Source organism: Calothrix sp. NIES-2098, assembly GCF_963875125.1.
Classification (GTDB): Bacteria; Cyanobacteriota; Cyanobacteriia; order Cyanobacteriales; family Nostocaceae; genus Aulosira.
On the sequence record NZ_CAWNKJ010000001.1, the window covers coordinates 7,125,249 to 7,143,809 of the forward strand.

At 40.3% G+C, this 18,561-nt stretch carries 14 protein-coding genes and 2 pseudogenes; 10 read left to right on the forward strand and 6 right to left on the reverse strand.

The annotated features are described in order from the left end of the window. Positions 1–101 precede the first annotated feature (101 nt). Positions 102–1,631: a glucose-6-phosphate dehydrogenase gene (gene zwf, locus AACU33_RS29925; RefSeq protein ID WP_096593820.1), complete on the forward strand. Its 1,530-nt coding sequence runs from the start codon at positions 102–104 to the stop codon at positions 1,629–1,631. A 68-nt stretch (positions 1,632–1,699) separates the two neighbouring features. After that, positions 1,700–3,070, forward strand: a complete 1,371-nt coding sequence (gene opcA, locus AACU33_RS29930) for a glucose-6-phosphate dehydrogenase assembly protein OpcA (protein ID WP_096593822.1) — start codon at positions 1,700–1,702, stop codon at positions 3,068–3,070. Positions 3,071–3,217: 147 nt separating this feature from the next. Here opcA and AACU33_RS29935 read toward each other — a convergent pair whose 3' ends face one another. After that, positions 3,218–4,012, reverse strand: a complete 795-nt coding sequence (locus AACU33_RS29935) for an Rpn family recombination-promoting nuclease/putative transposase (RefSeq protein ID WP_096593824.1) — start codon at positions 4,010–4,012, stop codon at positions 3,218–3,220. Positions 4,013–4,058: 46 nt separating this feature from the next. Between AACU33_RS29935 and AACU33_RS29940 the strand changes: the two genes are divergently transcribed. Beyond that, positions 4,059–5,495 (forward strand): cobyrinate a,c-diamide synthase, encoded by a 1,437-nt coding sequence (locus AACU33_RS29940; protein ID WP_096593826.1) that lies wholly within the window; start codon positions 4,059–4,061, stop codon positions 5,493–5,495. Between the two features lie 146 nt (positions 5,496–5,641). Here AACU33_RS29940 and AACU33_RS29945 read toward each other — a convergent pair whose 3' ends face one another. Then, positions 5,642–6,085 carry a cyclic nucleotide-binding domain-containing protein gene (locus AACU33_RS29945; RefSeq protein ID WP_096593828.1) on the reverse strand — a complete coding sequence of 148 codons (444 nt, stop codon included), beginning with the start codon at positions 6,083–6,085 and terminating at the stop codon, positions 5,642–5,644. Positions 6,086–6,308: 223 nt separating this feature from the next. Between AACU33_RS29945 and AACU33_RS29950 the strand changes: the two genes are divergently transcribed. The 3 genes and pseudogenes from AACU33_RS29950 to AACU33_RS29960 form a co-directional block, all read left to right on the forward strand. Then, a complete protein-coding gene (locus AACU33_RS29950) occupies positions 6,309–9,332 on the forward strand; it encodes a UPF0182 family protein (protein WP_096593830.1) in 3,024 nt (1,007 codons plus the stop codon). 157 nt (positions 9,333–9,489) lie between these two features. After that, positions 9,490–10,119 carry a hypothetical protein gene (locus tag AACU33_RS29955; RefSeq protein WP_096593832.1) on the forward strand — a complete coding sequence of 210 codons (630 nt, stop codon included), beginning with the start codon at positions 9,490–9,492 and terminating at the stop codon, positions 10,117–10,119. A gap of 252 nt (positions 10,120–10,371) precedes the next feature. Next, positions 10,372–10,710 (forward strand): annotated as a pseudogene (locus AACU33_RS29960) (CAP domain-containing protein); the annotation flags it as partial. A 20-nt stretch (positions 10,711–10,730) separates the two neighbouring features. Here AACU33_RS29960 and AACU33_RS29965 read toward each other — a convergent pair. After that, on the reverse strand, positions 10,731–11,816 hold the full coding sequence (locus tag AACU33_RS29965; protein ID WP_339376371.1) for an IS4 family transposase: 1,086 nt from the start codon (positions 11,814–11,816) through the stop codon (positions 10,731–10,733). A gap of 163 nt (positions 11,817–11,979) precedes the next feature. Here AACU33_RS29965 and AACU33_RS29970 point away from each other — a divergent pair. Then, positions 11,980–12,246, forward strand: a pseudogene (locus AACU33_RS29970) (CAP domain-containing protein); the annotation flags it as partial. Positions 12,247–12,308: 62 nt separating this feature from the next. On the opposite strand, the gene AACU33_RS29975 reads toward AACU33_RS29970, so the two are convergent. Beyond that, complete coding sequence (locus AACU33_RS29975) at positions 12,309–12,737, reverse strand: hypothetical protein (protein WP_096593838.1); 429 nt, start codon at positions 12,735–12,737, stop codon at positions 12,309–12,311. A 703-nt stretch (positions 12,738–13,440) separates the two neighbouring features. On the opposite strand from AACU33_RS29975, the gene AACU33_RS29980 reads away from it, so the two are divergent. Beyond that, positions 13,441–13,845 carry a hypothetical protein gene (locus AACU33_RS29980; RefSeq protein WP_096593840.1) on the forward strand — a complete coding sequence of 135 codons (405 nt, stop codon included), beginning with the start codon at positions 13,441–13,443 and terminating at the stop codon, positions 13,843–13,845. A 316-nt stretch (positions 13,846–14,161) separates the two neighbouring features. After that, the gene (locus tag AACU33_RS29985) at positions 14,162–14,359 is read left to right on the forward strand and encodes a hypothetical protein (RefSeq protein WP_096593842.1); all 198 of its coding nucleotides are present in this window, start codon (positions 14,162–14,164) and stop codon (positions 14,357–14,359) included. Positions 14,360–14,404: 45 nt separating this feature from the next. On the opposite strand, the gene AACU33_RS29990 is transcribed toward AACU33_RS29985, so the two are convergent. Continuing rightward, positions 14,405–14,905 (reverse strand): acyl-CoA thioesterase, encoded by a 501-nt coding sequence (locus AACU33_RS29990; RefSeq protein ID WP_096593844.1) that lies wholly within the window; start codon positions 14,903–14,905, stop codon positions 14,405–14,407. A gap of 201 nt (positions 14,906–15,106) precedes the next feature. Here AACU33_RS29990 and AACU33_RS29995 point away from each other — a divergent pair, with 201 nt between their 5' ends. Next, entirely contained in the window at positions 15,107–17,179 is a 2,073-nt protein-coding gene (locus AACU33_RS29995; RefSeq protein WP_096593846.1) for a CHAT domain-containing protein, read from the forward strand. A 242-nt stretch (positions 17,180–17,421) separates the two neighbouring features. Here the strand turns inward: AACU33_RS29995 and AACU33_RS30000 are convergent, their stop codons facing one another. Next, complete coding sequence (locus AACU33_RS30000; protein ID WP_096593848.1) at positions 17,422–17,769, reverse strand: DUF1815 family protein; 348 nt, start codon at positions 17,767–17,769, stop codon at positions 17,422–17,424. Positions 17,770–18,561: the final 792 nt, after the last annotated feature.

Genomic DNA, 18,561 nt, shown 5'->3' on the forward strand with positions numbered 1-18,561 from the left:
ATGCCCTATGACGGCAGTTGCTACAACGGGGGGAACCCCCGCAACGCACTGCCTCCCCCATGCCCAATCTTTAACCTTTTTATCTCACATCCCAAATTGTTATGGTCAGTCTGCTAGAAAATCCCCTGCGCGTCGGTTTGCAACAGCAAGGGATGCCCGAACCCCAAATTATAGTTATCTTTGGCGCTTCAGGCGATCTTACCTGGCGCAAACTCGTACCAGCACTTTACAAATTGCGACGGGAACGGCGCATTCCCCCAGAAACCACTATTGTCGGCGTGGCGCGCCGAGAGTGGAGCCACGAATACTTCCGCGAGCAAATGCAGAAAGGCATGGAAGAGGCTCACAGTGATGTCGAGCTAGGGGAACTCTGGCAGGACTTTTCTCAAGGACTGTTCTATTGCCCTGGGGACATAGACAACCCTGAAAGCTACCAGAAACTCAAAGACTTATTGAGCGAACTAGATCAAAAACGGGGCACAAGGGGAAACAGAATGTTTTATCTTTCTGTAGCTCCTAATTTCTTCCCCGAAGCCATTAGGCAGCTAGGGGGAGCCGGAATGCTAGATGACCCCTATAAACATCGTTTGGTCATTGAAAAGCCCTTCGGTAGAGACTTAGCTTCTGCCAAGAGCCTGAATAAAGTCGTGCAGAAATACTGCAAAGAAAACCAAGTTTATCGCATTGACCACTACTTAGGTAAAGAAACCGTTCAGAACTTATTAGTTTTTCGCTTTGCCAATGCGATTTTTGAACCTTTGTGGAATCGCCAGTTTGTTGACCACGTGCAAATTACCGTGGCAGAGACCGTAGGAGTTGAAGACCGAGCTGGGTACTACGAAAAAGCCGGGGCACTGCGGGATATGTTGCAAAATCACCTCATGCAACTTTACTGCTTGACTGCGATGGAAGCACCGAATTCAATGGATGCTGATAGTATCCGCACGGAAAAGGTAAAAGTGCTTCAGGCTACTAGACTGGCAGATGTGAATAATTTGTCACGTTCCTGTATACGCGGTCAATACAGCGCTGGTTGGATGAAAGGACAACCAGTTCCAGGGTATCGACAAGAACCAGGAGTCGATCCCAACTCGACAACACCCACCTATGTAGCGATGAAGTTCTTGGTAGATAACTGGCGCTGGCAAGGTGTGCCATTCTACTTGCGAACTGGGAAGCGGATGCCCAAAAAAGTGAGTGAGATTTCCATCCACTTCCGTGAAGTTCCGTCTCGGATGTTCCAATCTGCTGCGCAACAGCGTAATGCCAACATTTTAGCGATGCGGATTCAACCGAATGAAGGCATCTCCCTGCGTTTTGATGTGAAAATGCCTGGGGCAGAATTCCGCACCCGTTCTGTTGATATGGACTTTAGCTATGGTTCCTTTGGCATCCAAGCGACTTCTGATGCCTACGATCGCCTATTCCTTGATTGTATGATGGGCGACCAAACATTGTTCACACGGGCAGATGAAGTAGAAGCCGCTTGGCAGGTAGTAACACCCGCCCTTTCTGTTTGGGATGCACCCACAGATCCAACTACCATTCCCCAGTACGAAGCCGGTACTTGGGAACCAGCAGAAGCCGAACTCTTGATTAATCAAGATGGTCGTCGCTGGCGCAGACTGTAGAAAGGATGAAGATTAAAGGCTGAAATGTTTTACTTCATACTTCATACTTCATAATTCATACTTCTCCTATGACTCAAGCTCCTACGATTTTCTCACTGCAAGCACCAAAGGATATTTCGCTCACAGAAATAGAAGCGGAACTTAATCAAATTTGGCAAAGTTATGGCATCGCTGGTGAAGATGGTGCGCTTCCTGCGGCCACTCGCGCCACAACTTTTACCTTAGTGGTTTACGAACCAGAAGAAACTCAGTATCTGTTAGCGGCTTTAGGATTTTATCACGGGCCGATTGACGGAATTTTAGGGCCGCAAACGAAAGCGGCACTACGAGAAGTGCAGAAAAAATTTGAACTGCCGGAAACTGGAACCGCAAATCCCGAAACCTTAGCTATCTTGCGAGAACAATTTGCCAAAGGTCAGCGAATTGGATCTATTGGGGAAAGTGGTGCTATTTCTTATGGTGTAGATACTGCTAGTCCCAGAATTGCTGATGAGATTGCCATCCGCAACCCGTGCCGTATTATTGCTCTGTGTCCGATCGCGGGTGAAGATGAAGGTGTGAAAGCTCAAGTTTCTGCCTATTGCCCCATCCAAAAGCAATCTTCCAGTACGCTGATTTGCTGTGAATACATAACGCTGTCTGGAACTCCCAGCGCCTTGGAACGGGTAGGAGGAATGATTCCAGCTTTGTTGATTGGTGGTTTGCCGAAGTTTCTGTGGTGGAAAGCAACACCAGATCCCAACAACTCTTTATTCAAGCGACTGGCTGCGGTTTGCAATAATGTCATTGTAGATTCTTGCAACTTTAACGAGCCAGAACACGATCTCCTCAGCCTCCAAGCTTTGGTAGAAAGTGGTATACCTTTAGCTGATTTGAACTGGCGACGCTTGGCAGCTTGGCAGGAATTGACAGCTCAGGCTTACGATTCGCCTCATCGTTGCGCTGCTCTTAAAGACATCGATCGAGTTAACATTGATTACGAAAAAGGCAACCCCACACAAGCATTGCTATTTTTAGGTTGGCTAGCCAGTCGATTGCAATGGCAGCCAATTGCCTATGAAAAAGAAAGCGGAGACTATGATATAGCTAAAATTCGCTTTGTTGCCCAAGACCAACTGCAAGTGGAAGCTGAATTGGCCGGAGTTCCAGTTGCTGATGCAGGTGAAGTAGCTGGCGATTTAATTGCCCTACGTCTGAGTTCTACCAATCCCAAAGCCGACTGCGGTACAGTGATTTGTACTGAAACTGGTGGTTGTATGCGGATGGAAACACATGGTGGTGCCCAGTCCGCAGGTTTGTTTCAACAAGTCAGTTCGCTTTCGGAACAAAAGGCAGAAGCATTGCTGAGTCAGCAAGTACAGCGTTGGGGTCATGAGGCACTTTTTGAAGACAGCCTCGCAATAACAGCGCAATCATTAAAGTTAGGACAGAAGAGTTAACACATCGGAGAAACCAGAAAATTTCTCTAAAAAATACTTCTATTGCCTCCAGATTTGAGGATATTTTTATTTCCTGTCTGGAGGCATTTATCTCACTGTTATTTTTTATGAAAATAACTTACTGCGATCGCTCAATCTATAAATCTATTATTTAGCTTGATTATTGTCCTGTTCCGTCTGTAATTGTTCTACCTGCTCCACAGATAAACCTGTGACTCTTGCAATTAATTCGATTTCCATTCCCTCGTTGAGAAGATTCTTAGCTATTTGTTTAGCCTTTTCCTGGCTACCTTCTGCTCTACCTTTTGCTTCACCTTCAGCTATGATTTCTTGATAAATTACGGATTCTTGCATAAGCTCTCTCCGCAGAATACGTTGAATTACTTCTTGCTTCAATACTAGCCCAGCAAGAACAGCAGTTGATGCTGCTACATTGCTTTGTACTCTAGGATCGGAAATTTTATCAATTTCTTGAGCAACTTGCCTAAGTACTTGGGTACTGTTATCAGTTTGGCTCAAGACGGCAAAAGGCAGTAATCCTGTTGATTGCAGAAATATACTGGTTGGTTGTTGCCACAGTGGAATCACCTCAAATTCATGACGAGTTTTTTCTAGAGTAAAGACATTTTGCTGTACTAAGTTTGAGCTAGTTGGTTGTAAATAAATCACAAACTGACGCATCTGTTTTTGAGGAAAGCGACGATAGACTCGTAGCCTATAGTCAATCATCCGAAATGGTATGTCAGATTTAGGTTGAGTTTGAAATTCTAAATGTAGTACTATTTCTTCAGATTGCAACAGTATCAAAGCGTCCGCACGTATTGGTTCTAGAGAAAGCTCCGAAGGACTTAACTCGCTAAATGTCACAGCCTCTCCTAGTAGCCAACTAGCAAAGTTGGTGGAAAAATTTTCAACTAGAAATTTGCAGATATTGTCAAACATTCAATAATTTTACCAATCCGAAGTTTCCAAACCACTATCTTTGTTTATGGTTTTAGTAATTGCTGGAGAACGTAGCGGGGTGGGTAAAACAACAGTCACGCTCACCCTTTTAGCATCTTTATGTCGTCGCGGTATCGCGGTGCAATCTTTTAAAGTCGGCCCGGACTATATCGATCCGATGTTCCATCAGCACGTGACTGGTCGTGCTTGTAGGAATTTAGACCCGGTTCTGACTTCGGAAGCTTATGTTCAGAAGTGTTTCGCTCATCATAGCCAACAAAGTGAATATGCTCTGGTAGAAGGGGTAATGGGGCTATTTGATGGGATATCGTCATTGGTCATTGGTAATCAGTCATTTGCAAAGGACAAAGGACAAATGACAAATGACAAAATACCAATAAGTGACTTTGCCAGTACAGCACACATCGCAAGGTTGCTGAATTTACCTGTGGTGTTGGTAATTGATTGCAGTCGCTTGTCTGGTTCTGTTGCAGCGATCGCTCACGGTTATTGCACTTTTGATCCCAGAATTAAAATAGCTGGTTTAGTACTCAACCGTGTAGGAAGCGATCGCCATCTTACCTTACTCAAAAATTCCCTAGAATCATTACAATTACCGATTCTCGGCGTGCTGCGGCGTCAAGATAATATCACAATACCCGATCGCCATTTAGGTTTAGTACCTACAGCCGAACTTCCCGAACTGGATGCTGTGATTAATCGCCTAGCGGATTTAGGTGATACTTGCTTTGATTGGGAACGCTTGTTACCTCTATTGAAGAGTGAGGATAACGGGGACAAGGGAGCGAAAAAAGAATGTTTTAGTTTATCTAGTAATTCTATAGTAAGGATTGCAGTAGCCCGCGATCGCGCTTTTAATTTCTACTATCAAGACAATTTAGATTTACTCCAAAATTTAGGTGCAGAAATAGTTTTTTGGAGTCCTCTAACTGATAGCGAATTACCAAATAATATTCAAGGAATTTATTTTGGTGGTGGTTTTCCGGAGGTTTTTGCTCAACAACTTGCAGACAATATCAGCATTCGTAATGCAGTGAAAACGGCAATATCGCAGGGAATGCCAACAATTGCTGAGTGTGGCGGATTGATGTATTTGTGCGAGCAAATTATCGATTTTGAGAGTAAATCTTGGCCGATGGTAGGAGTATTACCTACAGCTAGTGAAATGGGAGGACGCTTAACTTTGGGTTATCGTCGTGCAGTCGCTTTACAAGATAGTTTGCTAGTTCCAGCAGGTACAACTGTTTACGGTCATGAGTTTCATCGTTCGCGTTTAATATCAACAGCTAATCAGCCATTGTTTCAAACTTTCCGTTACGATTGTGAAGACAACATGGGATATGAAGGCTGGTCTTTACCTGCAAATATTCACGCCTCTTATATTCATTTGCACTGGGGAGCAAGTTTTGAAATCCCGCAGCAGTTTATTAAGAAATGTTTGGAATTTCAACTATATTCATGATGAAAAATAAAAAGCAGATGGCATAAGACTTACTATATATAGTTCCTGAATTATATCTAGCTATTGAAACGCCTATAGCAAACTTATATGATATATCCAAAAAGTAACAACCCCTAAAATCCTTACCCAAGACAAATGACTAATAACTAATGACTCTGAGAACTACCCACATTAATGTTTTCATTGAGTCTGCGAATTAGACGCGACAACTCACGAATAATATTTACTGCAATTTCCGGAGTTTCTTCAATGGCATCATAAAGTTGCTCTTGTGTTAGTTCTAAACAATCACAAGGTTCCAGAGTCGTTGCGGAAGCAGAACGGGGTTGCGTGTCAAAAACTGCCATTTCGCCAAAGTACTTTCCCTTATCTACTTCTGCCAATTTTTTGTCGCCAATGTGAACTTTGACACGACCAGAGACAACAATATAAAGCGATCGCCCTTCTTCTCCTTGCCTAAAGATGGCATGATTAGAAGGAAAGGACAGCTCGTTCATCACGGAAGCAAGCCGCACGATAAAATCATCCCGTAATTCTTTAAAAATCGGGACTCGCCGTACAAATAATAAACGGTCAACGCTGGTTAGCATGATTGCGAGTTAAAAATCAAACATTATTTTAGGTCATGTTGAACAGTTAGTAGGATAACACTTGTAAAATCCAGTAAGATGCCAGGAAGCGTTGTGAACATCAGGTATGTATGATGGCATGAACCAGCAGAGATGCGATCGCACTGCCTCTAAAAATGGTTAGCTAGGATTGAAGGCAAATAATTTGTAGCTGTAATTTAGCAAAAAGGTTGGCTACCAAGGAATGTTCTGGAAATGGTGCTTGAGACTATTAATAGTATTCCTGGGGCTATGGCTACTCTTATATGTAGCTTCCCGTATAGCAGTAGAGATTTTCTGGTTTCAGGAAGTCGGCTATTTGCAAGTATTTTTGTTAAGGCTGGTAACTAGGGGTGGTTTATGGGTAGCTGTGGTAAGTATAAGTGCTGCCTATCTTCTGGGAAACCTGCGGTTGGCACAAAAGCTGAAGTATCCCCGATTTCTCAAAATTGAGCAAGTTAGACGTGAGGAAGCAGTATTTAGTAGTGAGTTAAGAAACTTTCTCAGTCCTCGATATCCAATCAGCGATCGAACTCAGACACCGAATACGCGACACTTCATACAATTAAGATTGCGCTGGTTGCTACCTCTAGCTTTGGGATTGAGCCTTTTGGTAGGGTTGATGCTAGCTCACTACGCTCTTATTATTGGGTCGTATTGGTCCGCTGACGTTAACAAGGCGAGTCTACCTGTTAACGCTGTGTTTCAAATAGAAACATTTTGGCAGTTAGGAAAATTAATAATTTCACAAGCCTGGTACCTCGGCTTAGTTGTGGGAATAGCGATCGCTATTTTAATTTATCCGCGATTTTTGCTGACAGCGATCGCTATGTTGTTGAGTTTCATATTTGGGCTGATAGCTTACCAAAATTGGGCAAAAGTACTGCAATATTTTCATCCGACTGTCTTCAACAGCAACGATCCCCTATTTAGTCGCGATATTAGCTTTTATATATTTTCCCTACCAGTCTGGGAACTTTTAGAACTTTGGCTGATGGGATTATTTTTGTATAGTCTCCTGGCTGTCACCCTCACCTATATCCTCTCAGCAGACAGTCTCAGTCAGGGAATTTTTCCTGGGTTTTCACCACCACAACAGCGCCATTTATATGGTTTGGGTGGCGCGTTCATGTTAGTGGTTGCTTTAAGTTATTTGTTGAGTCGTTATGAATTAGTGTATTCGTCCCGTGGAGTCAGCTATGGTGCTAGTTATACCGACGTAATGGCACAGTTGCCAGCTTACAACATTTTGTGTGCGCTGGCAGTAGCGATCGCTTTCTATCTATTGTGGCGAAGCATTTTCTGGAAACCGAAATCTCCACATCAAAGATTTGTTATTTATGGATTAAGCATTTATCTACTATTAGCAATCGTAGGCGATTTTCTTCTACCCACTGCCGTGCAATATTTAGTGGTTGAACCTAACGAATTGCAACGAGAGCAACCTTATATTCAGCGTACTATTGCTTCGACTCGCCAAGCATTCGCTCTTGAGGCAATTGATGCTAGAACCTTCAACCCTCAAGGTCAATTAACTGAAGCCGATCTCAAAGCCAATGACCTCACAATTCGTAATATTCGCCTTTGGGATCAGCGGCCATTGTTACAAACGAACCGTCAGTTGCAGCAAATTCGACCTTATTATCGGTTTCCTGATGCTGATATTGACCGCTACACCCTACAAACAGACATCAAAGCCACCCGACCAGCTGCGCCTCAACAGTTACCAAATCCTCAGCCAAAACCCGTAGTTACTACAGAACAAAGGCAAGTATTGATTGCTGCACGGGAGTTAGATTACAGTGCTGTACCGCAGCAGGCGCAGACTTGGGTGAACCGCCATCTAATTTATACTCACGGTTTTGGTTTCACCCTTAGTCCTGTAAATACAGTGGCATCAGGTGGATTACCTGAGTATTTTGTCAAAGATATTAGCGGCGATAGCAGCGCCCTCACCACCTCCAGTCAAACCATTCGCGACAGTATTCCTATTGGTCAGCCTCGGATTTATTACGGTGAAATTGCTAATAACTATGTAATGACTGGTACAAGAGTTAGAGAACTCGACTATCCCAGTGGTAGCGACAACGTTTACAACACCTATGATGGACGAGGTGGAATTACCATTGGTGCAACCTGGCGCAAATGGCTATTTACCATATATTTGAAAGATTGGCAGATGGCGCTGACAAGGGATTTTTTACCAGATACAAAAGTTTTGTTGCGACGAAATGTAAAGCAACGGATTCGAGCGATCGCACCTTTTTTACAATATGACAGCGACCCCTATTTAGTTGTCGCTAATGCCAATCTTGACAATAACAATCAAGACTTCTCAACAACTCAAAATTATCTTTACTGGATTGTTGATGCCTACACGACGAGTCATCACTATCCCTACTCAGACACCGACAAGGATGGCATTAACTATATTCGTAATTCCGTCAAAGTTGTAATAGATGCTTATAACGGCACTGTTAACTTTTACGTTGCCGATGCTAATGACCCGATAATTGCTACTTGGCAAAAAATCTTCCCTAAACTATTGAAACCGTTGAGTGCGATGCCTGCAACTCTTAGCAGCCATATCCGCTATCCGGTAGATTTTTTCAAGATTCAATCTGAACGGTTGATGACATACCACATGACCGATACTCAGGTATTTTATAACCGGGAAGACCAATGGCAGATCCCTAATGAAATCTATGGTAGTGAAGCCCGTCCCGTAGAGCCGTACTATTTGATTACCAGCCTACCTACAGTCTCTTTTGAAGAATTTATCCTGCTGCTACCGTATACTCCTAAACAACGGACTAATTTAATCGCTTGGTTAGCAGCGCGATCGGATGGCAGGAACTACGGTAAGTTGTTCTTATATGTCTTTCCTAAAGAACGCTTAGTTTACGGCCCAGAGCAAATTGAAGCCAGAATTAACCAAGATCCAGTCATTTCTCAACAAATTTCTCTATGGAATCGCCAAGGTTCGAGAGCTATTCAGGGTAATCTCTTAGTGATACCAATAGAACAATCCCTGCTTTACGTCGAGCCAATTTATTTAGAAGCTACACAAAATAGCTTACCTACTTTAGTGCGGGTAGTCGTCGCTTATGAAAACCGAATTGTGATGGCGCAAAGCCTAGAACAGGCATTACAAGCAATCTTCCAACCACAAGTAACACCCGCACCTGCCATTATCCGTCCGGTAGAAGAAGCTTCTCCACCCAGTTAGAAATCCAACAGCATATCTATCAAGAAAGAAGGTAGTTAACAATATTGCTCGGTAATTCTAAAATTTGACATATAATCTTTAAAAATTCGGCTTTTAACCGTTTTTCTGAACCTAAGTTTCAGATTTTATACTTTACAAAATTTCAAAACTAGCAAACATGAAAAAGTTAATACCATTGTTACTCAGTGCGGCTTTAGTTAGTAACACTGTTGCTTGTACTAAGTCAGACAAGCAAATTTCCAATAATGTTAATTCTACTCAAACTAGCAATACTCAAAATTCGCCAGTATCTATACCAGCAGGCACAAACTTAGATACAGTTCTTCAAAAAGAAATATCTACTGGCAAAAATACTAATAATGAAAGCTTTAATCTCCGAGTCAGAAACTCTGTAAAAGGTGTAAAACCCGATTTAAAAGATGCTGAAATTCAAGGACATTTAGAAAATGTCGTCAAAGCAGCTAAAGGGAAAAAAGCCAGTTTACGCTTAGTTTTTGATGAAATTACGTTCAGAAATGGCGAAACTTACCCGATTGATGCTGCTTTAGTAAATACTCAAATAGAAACAAAAACGAAAGGCAAATTTATTCAGAATGCTGGAATTATTTTAGGTGGAGCAGTTGCAGGTAATTTTGTTGGCAAAAAAACTAATGTGAAACATGGTGGTTTAGCCGGGGCGGCGGCGGCGACTGCTTATGTTTTATCTAGTCCAGGTGGTGAAGTAGTTCTTAAGAAAGGTACAAAAATTAATCTGAAACTTAAATCTGCTCTTGATAGTACCAAATAAAACGCATTAAAAAATGACTGCTGGCATGAATTTATTGTTGCCCTAGAAAAATTTTGTATCAAAATTGCCAGCAGTTATTTAGCTATAATTCGTGCTAGTTTAAATAGATTTTCCAATTAATAAATTTTTAATATACTGTGAAAAAATACTTATTTAGAGAGAATTTTTTCAGAAGTGCGATCGCATGAGTTTAAGTTTGTTACATTTGAGCTTGAGGTGAGATATTAAGCAGCAACAAGTATTTAGAGACTGATGGCAAAGCCGAAGCTATTCTATTGGATAAATTTGAGAGGCAAACGCCACTTATCGAGGATAATTGGATCGGGATGGGTAGCGATCGCACTTTGCTTAACAGGATGCGAGCAAGCGTTGGAGTATTTGCCACCCTTACCAAGAATTGAAATCCCATCAAACCAGCCGCCAAAATCGCCACAACTTCCCCAAACCCCCCAAACTGCGCAAATTGAGTCACAAGTTCGCCAACAAATCAACCAAGTGCGACAAAAAAATGGACTTCAACCTTTAAAAAATAATGAAAAATTGGCGCAGGTAGCTAGAAAGTACAGTCGGCAAATGATCGAAAAAAACTTCCTGAAGGGGTGACACAGAAGTTATAAAGCAGACTGGATAAGAGTCATAGCCCGTAAACCTTGCTGAAAATAGGGTAGTTTATTGGGCTTGAGGCGCATCAATTCATAAGCTAAATCAGCCCAAAATTCCATTGCTCCTATCCATAACTGACCATACAAACCAACCCAAAAAGCACTATGTCGGCGGTGTAATCGTCGTAATTCTTTTAAACGACCAACATATTTTTGCAGTCCCATTTGTCGGGAATTACGACCTAATAAAATAGCACAAGTATAGGCAATAGCAATCATTAAAATCAGTGCCATTAACCGTTGACCATCAGCATGAGTAGATTCGAGATTATAGCCCCCAGTTTTGCAATCTTTAAACATCGCCTCAATGCCACTCCGTAACTTAAATGCTTTAATGGCATCTGCAAAACTATCAAGGTTAGTTAATAAAAACCAGCCAGCAGGCTCAACAACTCTACGATATTTACGCTTGTAATATCCAGCAAGATTAAATTTACCAAAGCCTTTTTGTTTAGTCGCTTGAATCTCCGTCAAGAAGAAGGATATGCCAGGAGTTAATCCCAAAGATTGTAAGCGTTGATGTGATTGGTTTTCTTGTTGAATATAAGTACCTTGTTTTTGACGCAATACAAAGTCAATTCCCTTACTGTGTAACCAATTCGCCAGTTTTATACTGTGGAATTCTCTATCTCCCAACACCAGCATTCGATATCCCTTAAATAACTGCAACAGTGGCCGAATTAATTTTTTCTGTTCTCCCAAATTGCTACATCCTTTTTTGGGTAACAATAGCCAGTACACAGGGATTGCTCTTTTTTGTTGAATTAAACTAATTACAAATACATTTTGTGAACGCCATTGTGTTCTATCAATGGCAAATATCAGTCGCTTTTTTCCTGTTTTGAAGCTATTTTTTACCCACCGTTTGATTAGGGGAAACCACAGATATGGAATTGACAACTGGGGTAGCAGTAAAAACCTTTGGATACTGCGTCTGCGACTTTCAAATCTTATCGGTTGTGGAAATACTGTTGCTAGTTTCTCAATTGTCACAGTTTTATGAAATTGCAATAGCATCAGCAAGATTTCTAGCATCTTGTACTGCGCGGGTGTCAGTACATTTTGAAAGCAGTTTTGGTAGAATTTAGGTAACATTATCATTTGATAGGTCTTGTTGAGAATACCTGACCTATCTTTTTTTACCCCATAACGGTCATAATCTCCTATTTCTTCGGCTTCAGCCGCTTTGTCACCCCGTCAGAAAAACTTCTTTAGCCATACGGGAATTGATGGCAGTACTCTCAGCGATCGAGTTCGTGCTGGCGGAATTATATATTGGATGGTGGGAGAAAACTTATTTAGAAGCAAAAATGTTCCCCAGCCTGTACCAGCAGCCGTTGAGGGTTGGTTAGCAAGCCCCGGACACCGAGAGAATATTTTACGTCCAATTTTCAAGGAAACAGGTGTGGGAGTGTGGCGTCAAGGCAATACTTACATCATTACTCAGTTGTTTTTACGGGGTTAACTAAAAGCTTGCAATTGTTTCTATACTTTTTGATATATGGTTTTGGTAATTTTGCATTTTTATTAGTATCTGCTACTGGGTAAAATTAGAATATCTATAATTTCGCCTAATCCTAAACCCAATACTGCTAATACAGTTAAAATTAAAAAAGAATCTAGTTTTCTAAAGCCTGCAAACCGCATTTCCAAATCAGCTAAAAATGTTGTCGCAACTGGTATTAAGAAAAGACTAAATAGTAGCGACCATGTCGCCACTAGCGCAATTGATAAACTTAAAAATAAGATAATTACTAAGGTTTGAGAGCCAAAACGAAACAATTGCTCTAACCAAGAAATACTTTTTCTAGCTATAGCTAAAGCCACAGCAGTTATAAAACCTCCTACCAACCAAATAATATGGTGAGCAGCAAGATACCATCCTAAAAAGCTATACGCTAGCCAGAGTAGTGCTAAAGGCATCCAAGGAATTCTACTTTGAAAATTTATATTCATAATTCTAGAAATCAATCAAACTAAAGTTTTTCTTTTAAAGAATTACTAAAATTTTATTTTGTAAGCAAAAATAGTTTTTTATATCAGGATATTTGAATTTTAGAAAAACTTATTTTTTATAAAAAATTAGCTTTTTAGTAATTAATAAAAATTTAAAATCTGCTTTGCATTAGCTTCTATATTGTTAATAGAGGAATCCGGCTTGATTTTTGAAAAAATCTTAGTACTTGTAGGGTGGGCATTTCCCACCAACACCCTCATCTGATGGGGAATGCCATGCTACGTGGATTTCAAAAATCAAATATTAATCCTATATTTGATTTTAAGTATTAGCTACCTGCCTATTGTATGCGGGTATATTTTAACATAAAGCTTTCTCATAGCAAGTTATATAAATTAATTTACTACTTTAGATATATAACTGTAATTAACAAGCAAAACTCTCGGCAGATATACGATAGCTTTTATTTTGCTAAACCTATAATTGGAGATTGACATTTTTGCATTTCATCCCAGCCAGTACAAGATTTATAAAAACCATTGTCTCTGGTTAAATAATTTTAACTAGTCGCAATAAGCATATATTTGGCATATTGGACAAATAAAAATGCCTGTTTTTATCTCAGGACTATGCATCTGTAAACCTAATTACTAGGTATTAAAAATCACAGTAGTCAAGCCATAATCATGAAAGGTAAATAATATGTCTGTTGAGTTAATACTGCAAAAGAATCTGGTTGCAGATAACAATATTCATCAAGTAACGCGAAATGATGTCAAATATGAATCAGCGAAATCCAATAACTTTACCATACCTGATGTTGCTATATCTTTAACGCCTTTGGCTTTGTTGATTAGTTGGTTAGTTTTTTTTCTCATGTTACGCAAGAGCCAAATGGGTGTAGATAATAAAAGAATTTTCATCATCAATAGTTTACATAAAGTTCCTTGTAAAAACTGTAAGTATTATGCAAATAACCATTATCTTAAGTGTGCAGTACAACCTTCTCTTGTCATGACAGAAGAAGCTAAAGATTGTCCTGAGTACTTACCTTGTAAGAGCAAATTTTCTCCTACAAGTCTATTTGACAGAGATGATAACTCTTAGTAAATTACTAATTTAGTTAGTAATTGCAGTTGTGGAAGCGCTTAAGCTATCTCCAGAACGATTAACTGCTTTATTTATTCTTCAATTGGCTTTTTAGCTACCTGTAACATCCTGAATATAAAATCTTTATTGTGATTTTGCAAAAATTATTATATTGCCATTAAAATTTGGCGAGAGTTTCTGCTATATTTAGCAGCAACATTCGCATCAAAAGCTAGAATCTAGCTTTTGTAGTTGTAATTGTTAGCACAAGAAAAATTTATTTTTTAATTAAGTCCCTTTTAGATAAGGGCAACTCTCAAGCAATTTATACTTTATGATTCCTACCTTAATTTTAGCTTGGATCGTATTTGCAGTATTGTGGAAAATCCTGAAGACGACCGTAAGAACTGCACTAACTATAGCTGCGATCCTTGTTTTATTACAAATAGGTTTTGGCATTACTCCTCAAGATATTTGGTCTCAGGTAATTCATTTTGCTCAAACCTTGTCCCAAATACGTACTGGCAAATAAGAAGGATGAAGTAAAAAAAACTTCGATCCTTCATTCTTTCTCAAATTAATTATTGTGTAATTCCGAAAACTTTGCTAGGGCATCCTTGACACTTGTAGGTAGCTGACGCATGATCTTACCTCGCTCACGATCTAATGCTACTAAAGTCACTTTGGCAGTTAAATACAATTCTTCCCCATCGGTTGAGACAATAGCGTAATCCCAATTTATCCGCACACCAGTCACATCAGCCATGCGAGTTTTTACTAATACAGCCATACCTAATTGGATAGAACGATGGTAGCGTACAGAAAGTTCGACAACTGGTAAGTCACAGCCTAAAGCAATTAAATCAGTATATTCAATGCCAATAGATCGCAAGCATTCTAACCGCGCTTCTTCCATCCAAGCTATATAGGAACCGTGCCAGACAACACCTGCATAATCGGTATGGTGAGGCTGGACTCTCACAGGATAGGCAAACCAATTGTCAAATGCATGATTTATTGACCTGTCAATGGCACTAGTTGGTGGTAGTTCGGGTTGACTTGGTTTTCCTGGTGACATCTTCTAATTTTTAGTAACTATAGATTTCTTCTTTTGAAATAACATAAAAATCTGTCACCGAGAATTGGGAGCCTTCACCCAAAAATACTATAACTTCTCATAAAAGCAAGCACAGCTATGATTTCATAGTTGTGGGGAGTGTCAAATTGTGTAATTGACAAATTTTGCATTGACGCTGCCAAAAATAGGAGGTGTTTTATTATGCTGTTATATTTTCAGCGGTTTAGTGTTGTTTTTGTTACTAGCCTTGTCTTTTTAGCTGCTGGGTGTGGCCGCTTAGAAAATCAACAGATAATTTCAAACGTTAGCCCACAGCCAGAATCCACAGAAACAACTCAGCCTTCTCCTATCGACCAGAAAGGTTCACAAATCAGATTCATCAACGAAGAGGCGATGAAAATCTCTGAGCAAGGTCAGTTAAAAGAAGCTTTGCAGAGATTAGAACAAGCCTTAGCCACAAGCAGAGATTTAGGAGACCGTTATTGGGAAGCTGTAACTTTGAACAACATTGGCAGAATCTACCAAAAACAAGCTAATTACTCCCAAGCACTCCTATTTTATCAGCAAGCTTTACTCATAAACAGGGAACTAGGCGATCGCGTCCAACTGGGTAAAACCTACAGTAATATCGGTTACTTGTTTGATGTTCAGAATCAACCAGAGTTAGCAGTTTTCTTCTACAAGCATTGTTTGATTAATCGTGAGATTGCACGCCTAAATCCATCAGTACTTGCCGAACCGCAACCAGATGCCTACAGCATTACTGTTGCCCAAACCTATCGGATTTTAGGTGACAAACTGCTGAAACAGGGGCGGGTAGCAGAAGCACAACGAAGTATGGATTTGCTGAAAGTTGAAGAAGTAGAAGGGTTTCTCCAAGGGGTGCGTGGTAACGAACAAACTGCTAAAGGCATTGATATCATCCCCGGCGAAAAGGCAACTAAACAAAAATTAGAACAAACATTGGATAATGCTGTCGCACTCGGTAAAGAATTAACAAAACTACGTAAAATTTCACCCGAACAGCGATCGCCTCAAGACAAACAACGTATCGAGCAGCTAGTATTAAGTCAGCAACAACTCTTAAAGCAATTTAACGATTTTATTTCTAGTCCGACTGTTAAGGCACAGTTGGATCAAATTAGCCGCACAGCCAAGCGGCAAAGTTTGGATTTGGAAAGTATCAACGAACTCCGGGATAATTTAGCCAAATTACCAGAAAAATCTATATTAATCTATCCTTTAGTGCTGCAAGATAGCTTGGAATTGGTAGTCGTAAGTCCGGAGTCTGTGCCAATTCATCGCACAGTTGCTGTCACAAAAGAACAGTTAAACCAAGCAATTGCAGCTTTTCGCAAAGATCTACAAGATCCCCGCAGTAATAATGCCAAAAAAGTTGGCAGCCAATTGTATGACTGGCTGATAAAACCAATAGAAAATGACATCAAACTTGCAGGTGCCAAGCAACTAATTTACGCACCAGATGACCAGTTACGCTATATTCCTCTCACCGCTTTATATGATGGCAAGCAATGGTTAATTGAGCGCTTTAGCGTTAACTACATTACTGCTGCTAGCCTGAGTAACTTTAACACCCCACCCCAATCGAAATACCGGGTTTTAGCTGGTGCTTTTACCAAGGGTAACTATCAAGTAGCGGTAGGTAATCAACGGCTAGCTTTTTCTGGTTTACCATTTGCTGGGCAAGAAGTAGAAAATTTAGCCGCTACTATTCCCGGAACTCAAAAACTACTTGATGAAGCCTTTAGCCCCCAAGCTACCGTACCGCAAATGGATGATTACACAATTGTGCATTTAGCGACTCATGCGGCTTTTGTGGTGGGTCAACCAGAAGACTCATTTATTTTATTTGGCAATGGCGATCGCGTTAATCTTAAAGATGTAGCTACTTGGTCTTTACCCCATGTCGATTTGGTAGTCTTAAGTGCCTGTGAAACAGGCTTGGGAGGTAAGTTAGGTAATGGCGAGGAAATTTTAGGCTTTGCCTACCAAATGCAAAAAACAGGCGCTAGAGCCACTATTGCTTCCCTATGGTCTGTGGATGATGGTGGTACACAAGCATTGATGAGCGCTTTTTACACCCTGTTATCCTCAGGTAAGCTAACAAAAGCTGAAGCTTTGCGACAAGCACAAATTGCATTAATTACTGGAGACTCTAAGGGAAAAAATAGTAATGTTCCTATCGCAACAAGCAGCGGTCTCAGTCATCCCTACTATTGGGCACCGTTTATTTTAATTGGTAACGGGTTGTGATAATTTCTAAATTTTGGCCTCACGTAAATTCATGTTGTTCGCGAGCTAAAATTTTGTTATCAGAGAAAAATTAGCCATCCTGATGGAATTATTATGCTTGGTCAACCTGTCAAAGAGAAATCAATTAACGGTAATGGTGAATAGGTAATAAATGAGTCACAACTAACTCATAATTACCGATTCCCAATTACCAGATAGCCTTTTCTACTTGTTTTGCAATAACCCATTAGATGCAAGAATCCTTAAAACTTCTTGGCGAGGGCTTTAGGAGCTGTAGTACAGGGTGGTGCTGATTGCTTGACTATATTAGCAAGCTCTTGTAGTTGATTAATTGCCTCCGCACCTTCTAACTTCATTAATTCGCGGTCATCCCGCATTTCTGTCCAAGTAATACCATAGTCGGATACTAAAAACCGAATTAAGTGATTATCTCCCAAGCTCACCATAAATGAAGCACTATTCATTTGGTCGCCACAGGTATAACAGGACGCAGGATATCCGCGTCGCTCCAGTACAATTGCTAAGGCTTGCAGGTTCATTACCAAGTCTTGAACGAATTGCCGATGTTGATGCGCTAGTCTCAGAAACACGTTAGTCCTCCAGACACCACAGTCATTTGAGTTTCTTTTATATTTTCTTTAGATTTTCTCATCCACTGGTATTGTAAACTATTCATTACAATAACCAGACGTTTACGTAGACTTTTCTTGACTACCTTGCTTAGGGTAGTAGATAACGGTTTTAAGTACCGTATCAAAGTATTCAATTTGTAAACTCAGAAGATCGGACAGAATTGCTAAATTTAAGATTGTCTTTATGCACTTCTGTCAGTTTAGATGCTTACGAAAAGCAATCCGCTTTAAGAGTAACTTAAATTTGTCACTAGTCAACCATATAAAAGATACATATTGAATTTTTATTGACTAGTGCAGTCAAATCTCTTACTAATAAAGGCTTTCAGACCTGTTTTTGTAGCCTGAGTAACATAGGCTGGCTTAATGAGTCGGTTTATTCTCTAAACATCTGCTTGGTATTGCCCAAGTACTTGATACGCCGAGCCACATTCTACCCAATCTATGGCATTTGGCAGATGACCGTACAACTTTGAGATCTAGTATTTCCCACGGCTGGATGAGTTAGCCATTTTTGATTATACATTCGGTATATCGTTAGTCCGATGCCAAATGTAAAACCTAAAATCAATAGATTTAATACTGAGAATAACTTGACTTAGTAAACCTATGTTGCCATTTAGGCAACATTTTCAACTCTTATTGCCATATTAGCGAAAATGTTGCATAAGATACTGAACATTTATAATGAATAATCGCTAAAAGTTACAAAAAATACAGAAAAGTTAATAATGAGGTGTAATTATGCGG

Bases quoted from the DNA above. Each gene is read 5' to 3' on its own strand.
- zwf (WP_096593820.1), top strand. From the start codon at position 102: ATGGTCAGTCTGCTAGAAAATCCCCTGCGCGTCGGTTTGCAACAGCAA.
- opcA (WP_096593822.1), top strand. From the start codon at position 1,700: ATGACTCAAGCTCCTACGATTTTCTCACTGCAAGCACCAAAGGATATT.
- AACU33_RS29935 (WP_096593824.1), bottom strand. From the start codon at position 4,012: ATGTTTGACAATATCTGCAAATTTCTAGTTGAAAATTTTTCCACCAAC.
- AACU33_RS29940 (WP_096593826.1), top strand. From the start codon at position 4,059: ATGGTTTTAGTAATTGCTGGAGAACGTAGCGGGGTGGGTAAAACAACA.
- AACU33_RS29945 (WP_096593828.1), bottom strand. From the start codon at position 6,085: ATGCTAACCAGCGTTGACCGTTTATTATTTGTACGGCGAGTCCCGATT.
- AACU33_RS29950 (WP_096593830.1), top strand. From the start codon at position 6,309: ATGTTCTGGAAATGGTGCTTGAGACTATTAATAGTATTCCTGGGGCTA.
- AACU33_RS29955 (WP_096593832.1), top strand. From the start codon at position 9,490: ATGAAAAAGTTAATACCATTGTTACTCAGTGCGGCTTTAGTTAGTAAC.
- AACU33_RS29965 (WP_339376371.1), bottom strand. From the start codon at position 11,816: ATGCTAGAAATCTTGCTGATGCTATTGCAATTTCATAAAACTGTGACA.
- AACU33_RS29975 (WP_096593838.1), bottom strand. From the start codon at position 12,737: ATGAATATAAATTTTCAAAGTAGAATTCCTTGGATGCCTTTAGCACTA.
- AACU33_RS29980 (WP_096593840.1), top strand. From the start codon at position 13,441: ATGTCTGTTGAGTTAATACTGCAAAAGAATCTGGTTGCAGATAACAAT.
- AACU33_RS29985 (WP_096593842.1), top strand. From the start codon at position 14,162: ATGATTCCTACCTTAATTTTAGCTTGGATCGTATTTGCAGTATTGTGG.
- AACU33_RS29990 (WP_096593844.1), bottom strand. From the start codon at position 14,905: ATGTCACCAGGAAAACCAAGTCAACCCGAACTACCACCAACTAGTGCC.
- AACU33_RS29995 (WP_096593846.1), top strand. From the start codon at position 15,107: ATGCTGTTATATTTTCAGCGGTTTAGTGTTGTTTTTGTTACTAGCCTT.